The organism is Pseudomonas coronafaciens pv. oryzae str. 1_6 (genome assembly GCF_000156995.2).
In the GTDB taxonomy this organism is placed as follows: domain Bacteria; phylum Pseudomonadota; class Gammaproteobacteria; order Pseudomonadales; family Pseudomonadaceae; genus Aquipseudomonas; species Aquipseudomonas tremae.
In genome coordinates this window covers 42,352-51,521 of sequence record NZ_CP046036.1, presented here as the reverse complement: position 1 = coordinate 51,521, position 9,170 = coordinate 42,352, and the positions used below count along the sequence as shown (strand labels likewise).

The window sequence follows — 9,170 nt, the reverse complement described above, 5'->3', positions numbered from 1 at the left end:
GCTTCACCGCCTTGGCCAACGCGGTGAAAGGGTGTGACGCAAGGGGCCAACTGGGAGGGCAGGGTGCTGTCATCAAGGACGCGCAGCCGCTGAAGAATCTTTTCCATAAGTCCACCGTTCAGCGGTGAACTGAAGGCTTCACTTTTGACGGCTTGCACAAAACCGTAGTGAACGCCATAATCAGCTCACGTTATGTGTGTTGAACAGGTACTCCGCAACCAAACGGCCTGTTCAAGTTTTTCCAAAAAGCCCCGGCGCCAACCGGGGCTTTTTGGTTTCTGCTATTTGGCTAAATCGTTAGAAATTTTCCCGTCTACGCTCATTCGAGCATGAAAAATGTGGCATGCCAGCAACAGTGGGCAGGCAAAGTGCGTGAACACTACCACCCGGGTTCTCCATCCGCAATGAAAATGCCATTTTTTACAGCTGATATTGCACAGATTTTTATCATAGTGCGAATGGCTATAGGCCTTGCGGCACGTGGCTCTCAGCAATACAAATGAAGTAATTTATGCAACTGAAATAACTTACGTAAGTTAAGACACTTACTCGTCTTCCGTAAAATCGGTAATGGGTTCAGCATTCGATGCATTCTCTAGCAACGCAATCAGATCAGCCTTATCCAGCTCCTGGAGGGCCATGATCCCAGCCCGAATTACATCGGATCGAGATATGCGGAAGGTCCGTGGCAATAGAGAAATCTTATCTATCTGCCTGTTGACGTCTTTGGAAAGGGAAAAAGTAGTACGCACGAACGTAGAAGCTTTCTTACGCTTACGCTTAGGCTCGGGGGTGGCACTAACAGGTGCAGCAGATATAAATGCCAGTGCTGCTTCGTCGTTGGTCTCCGAAGACGGGGAGACCTGCTCTGGCTTACGAATCAAATCTTTCAATCCCATTTTGCAGCCCCCCAAAGCTCTGCTGCCAGCGTCTCTATTTCTTCTTTAGCACGTGCGTCAGAGTTGCTTTCCAAGACCGAACATCCGTCTTCATCCGCATCGTCGTAGACATTGCGAGCTGTAGTAATAGCGTCAAGAGGTTGAATGCCGAAGGAGCGGCATGCTTCTTTGGCATCCAATATCCGTTGTATCTGGCTAGGAAGGGCAGGGCATTGGGTGATCACTGCACGCACGTTCAATGCTGGGTTCACTGCAGTAGCCAATCGTGCCAGGTTGTCGACCTTTGGAAGGGTCTTAAGATCTCGTCGCTTGGGCCGGAAAGGGATCAACATATGAGTTGCTACCGTCATAGCTGACCGCAGTGCCTCCGAATCAGATCCTCCAGCATCGACCACAATTTGCCTGTACCGGCCCCGAAGGTCTGTCAGCGTTTGACGAATATTGCCGTGTGCTTGCACAACAGGAATCGCAGGGAGGTCTCCCTGTGCAGAGCGTTCAGCAGCCCAGTCTGCGGTTGTGCCCTGAGGGTCGGCATCTAGAAGCAGGACGTCACCTCCGCGAGCCTGCAGCCAGACGGCCAGGTTTTGAGCCAGACAGCTTTTACCGCTGCCGCCTTTTTCACCACCTAAAAGTAAGATCATGAACTGCCCTTGAGACTGATTATTGAAGTGACATAACTTACATAAGTTATGAAATATTTGCTACGAGGAATCTGCTGAGTCGCCTGGAAAGGACCCACCTCCATACAAGGAGGTGGGTTTTCACTCGGTTCAATCCACACTCATACCATCATCTTCATCAGGGGATGACAGCTCCGGTGTACCTGCTGCTGCGGCCTGCCCCTTGGGCGTGGTCTCGGCCACTTCCCGTTCAGGCGCGACCGGCTGCGCTGACCATTCGCGGCGGTTGACCGTTTTGTCCGTGACAGTGCCGTTCTCTTCGATGACCTGCACCACGACCGGCTGGGTGCCCAGGTCTTCCAAACGGACCTGGTCGCCTTGTTTCAGATCTGCTTCGCTCATGGCCTCTGCCAGCCCTACGCCCCACACCGTGCGAGGCTTACTGCCCTCTGGCTTGAGAGTCACGAAGTAGCTCATCTGGTTGTCGTCATTGTGCTGATACGGTGCTTCCCCATGCTCGATAAGCGTGCCCTCGATGATCTTGTTCGTGGACTCGGATGAAGCTTGAGGGGCCGGGTACAAGCGGTCTTCCACCTCATTGACTATCTGGGCAGCCATCGCCGTGAGGTGGTCCAAGTCATCGACCAACTTAGGCGAGTTTTCGACTTGCTTGTAAGCAGCGACAATGCTGGCTTTGAACGCTTCGCGGTAGCTGTCGTTTTCCATGTAAGCCGTCAGCATGGCAGCGGCCTCAGGCGTCTTGTCATTCGTCGCAATGATCCAGACGGCATGGTCTTCACCTCGCAAGCCCATGACCGTGTCAGAGGCCCTGACATCCGCTTCGGACATCGGGAAATCCCGACGCCATTGCGCTTCAAGCCTGACCAGCTCGCTGGGGCTTTGAAGGGCCGGGTCGTTGGCCAGAGTAGGCATCTCAGCTTCTGGGCTCATCGGTTCGGGCGCAGCGTCTGAAGGCATTGGCACAGCGGTCTGCATTTCTGTTGTAGCCGTTGCTGCGGAATCCGCTGCAGGCTGCGCGCGCTGCGACTGCCATTGGGCAAATGCCTGGTCGCCCTTGGGCTCGCCACGCTCTGGAATGGCCAGAGTGATCGCCACCGTCTCCACAAACGCAATGCGCTCCGGCTCGGGAACAGTGTCGAGCTGGGTGGCCAGCGCCTGGCTAACCTGGTCAGCCGTTTTTCCTTGGCCATACATCGCTTCGATAGGCACGGTAACGCCTAGGCGATCCGCCTGGTCCCGCACGTCCCGTGTGGCGTCATCAACGTGCCGAGGCAAGTCGGTGGCAGGACCAATGCTCTGGCCACCGCGCTCGATGTCCAGCTCTGCACGGCGATCCGCCAGGCTTTGGTTCATGGCCTTGTCGGTGAAATGCACGTCCAGGCCATTCTTGGCCACCGCCTCAATCACCAACTTCTTGAATTCGGCAGTGCCGTTGATCGTCAGTGTGCTGCCAAACCTTTCCCGGGCCAGCTGAAGGGCTACGGACACCCCGGCTTCGGTGATGCCCGTGCGGCGCATGGAAATGGTGGTACCCGTGTCGACAAACAAAGTCTTGTCGGTCTGTTTGTCCAGGTAATGCACGTTCTGACTGAACTTGGCCTTGCGCGTGTAAAGATCCTTGGCGCTGAGGTCGCGAGCCCGCTCACTGGCGGCGACTGGATCAACCTGCTTGGCGAAGCGATCCATGATCCGCTTCACCTGGTCACGCACGCCTTCACGGCCTGGGCCCCTCGCGCCGCTGATGCTGAAGCCTGGGTCTTCTTTTTCATCATCTAGTAGATTGCGTATGGCTGCACTGCCCATGAGATTTACCTCGATATTGGGTTGGGATTTGTGGAACTGTTCACGTGCTTTGAGCCGTTCGAAGGTCAGCACGGAAACCAGCTGCGCCTTGTCCTGGCGGGTTAAGCGTTGATCGGAGAACACGGCGCGCCTGAGCGCGAAATACTGCTGATCGATCCGGCGTATGGCCCGGCGGTGGGCCGGAGCGATCTGGTTGTGCTGCGCCTGCCGCGTGAAATACGCGGCCACCGTGGAGGCGTGTTTGTTAACGGTCAGGGCCTTGATCGAAGCCCGCTTGAACACCAGCGCCTTGTCTGCAGGTCGCTTGAGCGGATCGAACAGCATCCGGGCGCGCTGCTCGATGTCAGCCACCGTCGCGACCCGGTGCGGGTTCTTGGCGTAAGGCGGGACAGCACCAGGCCGCCATTGACGGGGAGGGCGGGGCTTGCCTGAACTCCGGGGCCTGCGTCCGGCAGTAGATTGGACAGGCGTTGTCGTCGCAGCCGTCGCCCGGGGCAACTGGTCGGCCACCTGTGGGTGGCTGGATGATCGATAGAACACCAGCGCGTTGTCAGAAGGCCACTTGAGCGGGTCAAACAGGCGTCGGCCCCGCTCCTCGATGTCAGCGATGGTGGCGACACGGTGGGGGTTCTGGGCATAAGGCGGGACTACACGTCCAGCTCGTACTCGGGTGTTTCGGGGTTTTCCAGCTCCGGCTCGTCGTCGGCCTGTTGCGCCTGCAGGCGTTGCTGTTCCCTTTGTTTCTTGAGAAACGGCGGCAGGTTGGCTTCCTCCTCTTCCTCGCTCAGCTGTGGACCCGACCCGCCTTCCTCGTCCTCCTCCTGGTACAGATGATCGCAATCCAGAATCTCCTCCTGGTTGCGACTGTCCCACGTGAACGTGTGCATCACTGGGCAGTAACAACGCACCGTCACGGCTTCGGGTCGGTCCGGCTTGCCTGTGATCTGCCACATCGCTGACGGACAGGTCTTGCAAGCCATCGGCAGGTGCCGCAGTGCGTCGCCCTGTAGTTTCAGCAGGACTTCGCTGGTTATCTCTCTGTCGTTGCCAGGTGTGTACGGATTCATAATCATCTCCATGTGCTCGGTAGAAATTGGTTTCGCGCTCGGCCAATAGCCGAACACGCTCTTCAGGGGAAGCTTGGGAATACTGTTTGCGAAACTTGGGGGTGGCCTTGTTGACGTACTTGATTTCCCTTGCGCGCTGCGGCCAAGCAAGCAAGCGCTCCTGGATCACACTGGCTTCAAGCGGTGGTTTTTTCAGTTCACGCCGGACAATGAAGGCATCCTGAAAGATGGTGTCTTTCAGGTTCGTGCCCTTTGCGTCACCCGGCAATTTGACCGAAATGTATTCGTTGTCCTTGCCTTCATTACGGATGCGCGTTTCACCGTGCTCAGCTACCAGGGCATAAAAATCGGCGCGTGAAGTTACGCCGCGCTCAATGACCTGCTTAACCAGCTGCTGTTTGAACTGGCGGTTCTTGCCGTAAAAGTCGTCGCCCTTGTAACGTGACAAAACACTGGCCGCATCGGTAATGTCCGCACGCACATTCTCACGCGGTGAAGACAGACCGTACTTCTGGTTAATGTGCTCCTGAAAAGCTTCAAAATACTTCTCATGATTCTTATAAACATCGACCGGATTGGCCTCGTTGCCGCTCAGCAAGTTGATACGCGGAATGATGATATGAATGTGTGGCTTGCGGTCAATCACCTCGCCGGTTTTCCTATCAGTGACCGTCTTCATTTTTGGCAAGTGCGCTTCGGCATACAGATTGAATTCTTCAGGCTTGTACGCATGCATAAAGAAGTTCTTGAAGTCGGTCGTCACTGCCTTGAGCAATTCAGGTGACACCGTGTCCTCTTTGAAGCTTAGCGTGAACGTAAGGTAGCGATCTTGGCCATGGTCCGGGATACTTTCGTAGATAGCTCTAGTAACACTGAGCTGCCCCTCAATGATCAAACGATGGTCCAATTCATCACGTGTAAACTCCCGGCCTGACTTGTTACCTTGTTCTAAATACTCCTGCGCCCCAGTGTTATAGCCACTGACTCTAATCAGCATATTCTATACCTGCTAATAAAATCGTCTCGATGACTACCAGCGCTTCATACCATTTGTCTCTCACACTGTCGGTAATGAGGCCCCTGTCACTGGCTGATTTAGCGATATAAGCCAACTGCGAAATGTTGTTACCGGCTTTGTTGACGATGAATACTATTCTTCTCCTAAACCCGGTAAACTCTTTGAATACTGGAGTTGGATTTAAAATCAGCTCTCGAAAAAAGGTTGATGCAGAACAGCCCGCCCGTTTGATCATGTCATCGAACTGGGTCATTTCGTCTTGGGTGAGTCGAAACCGAATGATATGAACTTTTTTGCCAGATACGTTAGGTGAACCACGGTTGCCGTTATGGACTGGCTTTGCCGATTTTGGCGGGTCAGCATCGGACAACACGGTGAGCAACAGTTGTTGAATAGCATTCAGCTTATTAAGCCAGTGGAGATACTGCTTTTGATAAACGGTGCCGTTGTAAGGTGCCGAGTTTGCGGAGTAGGCAACTCGGTTTAGAGCAAGTCCGGACTTTTCGAATACCTGCTGCATCCGCTTTTTGTCGATTGCGGACCGCTCGAAGGTAGGCGAACGGCTGATCACCAGGTCACGAAAGAATCGGGCTGGCTTCAAGCCGGATTGAGCTATGTCCTCGGCAAACCGAGCGAACTGTTCATCCGTGAAACGGCATGACACGGGGCACGACTTGTTCACTTTTTCGGCCACAAGATCACCTCCTGGGGGCACCTGGAATGACGACAACCAACAACGACAACAACGACGCTTTCCCGCCCTGCGGGGTTTCAAAGGGGTATCCCCTTTGGCACGTCGATTGGCTACGAAAAAGGCGAAGCTCTTTTTTGTAGACAATCGGTAACGTGCCTGTTTAGCGAATTCGAGATAGGGGGTCAGCAGGATGAACCCACGGTTACATCAGAATTGCATCAGAAATGCTCGGGATTACGTCAGAATTACTTTGCATTGCGTTTTTCTACATCAGTGTTACGCTCGAATACGACAGATTTACATCACATTTACATCACTTTGTACGCAGCAAGGGGCAAATCGTGGCTCAAGAAACCGAAAACCGGCGTGATGCGTTGGCAGAACTAGCCCAGGACAGCAAAGCCAGGTCGTACACTGCGCAAATTCGCGACCTGTATGACGTGATCGAAAACGCTCTGAACTCAGGTGTAAGCAGGACGGTGATTCACCAGAAACTGGTGGATACTGGACTCGCAATCAGCCTTCGTCACTTCGACCAGGCGCTGTACAGAATTCGTAAAAGCCACAAACGAGCCGGACAGGTTAAATACCCCCTACCTGAAAAAAGCGACAGCGCAGCGGTCAGCAAACCCGCATTGCTGAATGGCGAGAAGACCAGGCCACAAGCTAACTTCAGGCAAAACATGAAGCAAATCAGGGAGGAGGTGGAAAACACGAATTGGGCCGAAGTCATCAGTGACGCGAACAGAACTTCCAAGCCATGACCGTTATATATTAGCTCAGTGGTTACTGCGCAAACTGTTTTTTAATGGCAGACGGTAGCGTATCAATGACAGCCTGCTGTTTTTTGTATTCGTGATAAAACCATCGATTGGTTTCATTAACGTCCTGAGCCTTTATCGCTACCCACCCCATTGCACACACCACCGCGATACTCACGGCAACAAATCCCGACAGGACAATATAGTTGAACCGTGAGGCTTGGGTGTCACGAAAATTGCCGGATAAAGCGCTGACTCGCTTTTCCAAGTCATCGATTTTTATCGCTGCGCGCTGCAAAGCAGGTTCGAACACTCGCTCTAAACTCTGGTGAATGGCCGTGGACATTTCCAAAGCAACGTCCACACCAGCTTTGGCGGCAGTCGCTTGAATAACTTCCTTTGTCGATTCTTGCAAAAGCAACGCAGTGTCTTCCGCATCCTCTACTGCGTCGGCCACAATATCCAGTGAATCCCTCATGGATATCTCAAGCAGCTTCGGAATGCGTTTAACCTCATCGTGCAAACGGCCTACGTCGCTCAACAACTCAATAATCAGAGCATCACGTGCAGTAGAGGGAATAGTTTCATGTTCGCTCATTTGATCACCTCAAGGTCAAACAACGCTGCGAAAACTCGATCAAGCTTGCGATTGACGCCTTTACACAAGAGCGTCAGGCCGAACATATCAGACCAACGATCACGCTCTTGTGCGCTGGCATCTTTATTCTTGAGGAGTGTTTTGTAGTCGGTGTCATCGTCCATTACGGTTTGCATTGAGATACGGTGGATAGACAAGGCATCAAACAATGCAGATTCGAACACGGCACAGTCAGGATTCAGCGTGAAGGCACCGGCGCGCTGGTGATAAGCAAAGATAATCGGAAACTCTGTTTTCACATCTTTTTTGACACGATTGAACAATACAAGAATCTTTTCAGGAGGTACGCCAAGAGAGGACAGGCTGCCAATCATGCTGACGGTTTCCTTTTGCTCCTTGGTACCCGAGGTGACCGGGACCACGAAGTAATCAACTTCCTCATGGGCTTCGTCAAACTCCTCCAGGTTGGCCATAAAATCTTCAACGTTGGACGCTCCAACGTCGATAATCGCCTGATCCTCCAGCATGAGTCGCTTGAACAGCTCGCGGAACGCGTCGCCGCGCAGCTTCTCAACATCCAAGCCAAGGTTCTCAGCCGTTTCGTTGATTGACTCAATGGCATAGAGCGGCGCACCGCCCATACGTGGCCACAGCAAGTTGGCCGCGATGGTAGTTTTGCCAACGGTGCCGGTGTAATTGATGACCACAACTTTCTTTTTGATGAATTTCATCTGGGTAATCCTTGAATAGAGGGGTTCGCACCGGGTAAACACCACCCGGTGTGCTTGATCTGAAATTGTTGATGCCGGGCGGTTTGAACACCAAGGGCGCGGCCCTTGTCATCTCGCAACGGCCGCGTTGACCTCGGGAGCGCGGGGTGGTGAAGCTACCCCACACTCCCAAGGTGAGCCTTTTTTGAAAGAGGTAGCGTCAAGTGTGCGCTGCGCCCGTGCTTCCGTTCGCCGCGACGATAAAGCGCGTCACGACGAGCCGGGAGCGCGGCACCTGACGTGGGCAAGATCGCTGTGCGGATGGGTCAGACCAGCATCCAGTTGAACCGATAGGGGTCCATGAACGGGATTTTGTCATCACTGCCGTCAAAATCCCCAGCGGGTTGCGGTTCGGGCACTTTGGCCTGTGCCTGCTTGCCTGATGCACGTGGCGGTTTTGATGCGGCTTTGCCTTTGCCGGACGATTTTTCAGGCGCCGCTTGTTGGGGGGCTTGCTGCCGAGGAGGTTCCTGGTGATCACTGCCGCCGCTGCCGTGGCCGGTCTGCCCTTGTTGGTAGTCGCCCTGTGGACGGCCACCCAGCAACTGCATCGTGCCCTGCATGTCCACGACGATTTCCGTGGTGTAGCGCTTGATACCGTCTTTCTCCCATTCGCGGGTTTGCAGCTTGCCCTCGATGTAGACCTGCGAGCCCTTGCGTAGGTATTCACCGGCGATTTCAGCGACCTTGCCAAACAGCGACACGCGGTGCCATTCGGTCTTTTCGACCTTCTGCCCGCTCTGCTTGTCAGTCCACTGCTCGCTGGTGGCCAGGCTCAGGTTGGTCACCGCAGTGCCGTTGGGAAGGTAACGACAGTCAGGGTCTTGTCCGCAGGTGCCTACCAGGATCACTTTATTGATGCCACGCGCCATGATTGCGCTCCTTCTTCAATGAGTGCTTAAAGGGATGTGAGGGGGTG

The 9,170-nt window shown here is 54.1% G+C and carries 11 protein-coding genes; 3 read left to right on the top strand and 8 right to left on the bottom strand.

All coding sequences use genetic code 11. The annotated features are described in order from the left end of the window. Positions 1 to 545 precede the first annotated feature (545 nt). The 4 genes from POR16_RS26100 to POR16_RS26930 all read right to left on the bottom strand — a co-directional run bounded on the left by POR16_RS26100 (position 546) and on the right by POR16_RS26930 (position 4,410). Positions 546 to 899: a hypothetical protein gene (locus tag POR16_RS26100; RefSeq protein WP_003436847.1), complete on the bottom strand. Its 354-nt coding sequence runs from the start codon at positions 897 to 899 to the stop codon at positions 546 to 548. Then, positions 890 to 1,540 (bottom strand): AAA family ATPase, encoded by a 651-nt coding sequence (locus tag POR16_RS26095; protein WP_003407061.1) that lies wholly within the window; start codon positions 1,538 to 1,540, stop codon positions 890 to 892. Before POR16_RS26095 ends, POR16_RS26100 begins: the two co-directional genes overlap by 10 nt. Before the next feature lie 129 nt (positions 1,541 to 1,669). Beyond that, complete coding sequence (locus POR16_RS26935) at positions 1,670 to 3,226, bottom strand: LPD7 domain-containing protein (protein WP_304665195.1); 1,557 nt, start codon at positions 3,224 to 3,226, stop codon at positions 1,670 to 1,672. Positions 3,227 to 3,990: 764 nt separating this feature from the next. Then, positions 3,991 to 4,410 carry a hypothetical protein gene (locus POR16_RS26930; protein WP_003436845.1) on the bottom strand — a complete coding sequence of 140 codons (420 nt, stop codon included), beginning with the start codon at positions 4,408 to 4,410 and terminating at the stop codon, positions 3,991 to 3,993. A gap of 73 nt (positions 4,411 to 4,483) precedes the next feature. Between POR16_RS26930 and POR16_RS27235 the strand changes: the two genes are divergently transcribed. Then, a complete protein-coding gene (locus POR16_RS27235; protein ID WP_003436844.1) occupies positions 4,484 to 4,768 on the top strand; it encodes a hypothetical protein in 285 nt (94 codons plus the stop codon). 192 nt (positions 4,769 to 4,960) lie between these two features. Next, the gene (locus tag POR16_RS27230) at positions 4,961 to 5,194 is read left to right on the top strand and encodes a hypothetical protein (RefSeq protein ID WP_032610008.1); all 234 of its coding nucleotides are present in this window, start codon (positions 4,961 to 4,963) and stop codon (positions 5,192 to 5,194) included. A gap of 202 nt (positions 5,195 to 5,396) precedes the next feature. On the opposite strand, the gene POR16_RS26085 is transcribed toward POR16_RS27230, so the two are convergent. Continuing rightward, complete coding sequence (locus POR16_RS26085) at positions 5,397 to 6,122, bottom strand: plasmid mobilization protein (RefSeq protein ID WP_003436842.1); 726 nt, start codon at positions 6,120 to 6,122, stop codon at positions 5,397 to 5,399. Between the two features lie 341 nt (positions 6,123 to 6,463). Here POR16_RS26085 and POR16_RS26080 point away from each other — a divergent pair, with 341 nt between their 5' ends. Beyond that, positions 6,464 to 6,886, top strand: a complete 423-nt coding sequence (locus POR16_RS26080) for a hypothetical protein (protein ID WP_232428501.1) — start codon at positions 6,464 to 6,466, stop codon at positions 6,884 to 6,886. Positions 6,887 to 6,908: 22 nt separating this feature from the next. Here the strand turns inward: POR16_RS26080 and POR16_RS26075 are convergent, their stop codons facing one another. The 3 genes from POR16_RS26075 to POR16_RS26065 form a co-directional block, all read right to left on the bottom strand. Then, positions 6,909 to 7,481, bottom strand: coding sequence for a hypothetical protein (locus tag POR16_RS26075; protein WP_003436840.1), 573 nt, complete (start codon positions 7,479 to 7,481; stop codon positions 6,909 to 6,911). Continuing rightward, the gene (stbB, locus tag POR16_RS26070) at positions 7,478 to 8,212 is read right to left on the bottom strand and encodes a StbB family protein (protein WP_003436838.1); all 735 of its coding nucleotides are present in this window, start codon (positions 8,210 to 8,212) and stop codon (positions 7,478 to 7,480) included. The genes POR16_RS26075 and stbB overlap by 4 nt, the downstream gene beginning before the upstream one ends. Before the next feature lie 305 nt (positions 8,213 to 8,517). Further along, positions 8,518 to 9,123, bottom strand: coding sequence for a single-stranded DNA-binding protein (locus POR16_RS26065; RefSeq protein ID WP_003436837.1), 606 nt, complete (start codon positions 9,121 to 9,123; stop codon positions 8,518 to 8,520). Positions 9,124 to 9,170: the final 47 nt, after the last annotated feature.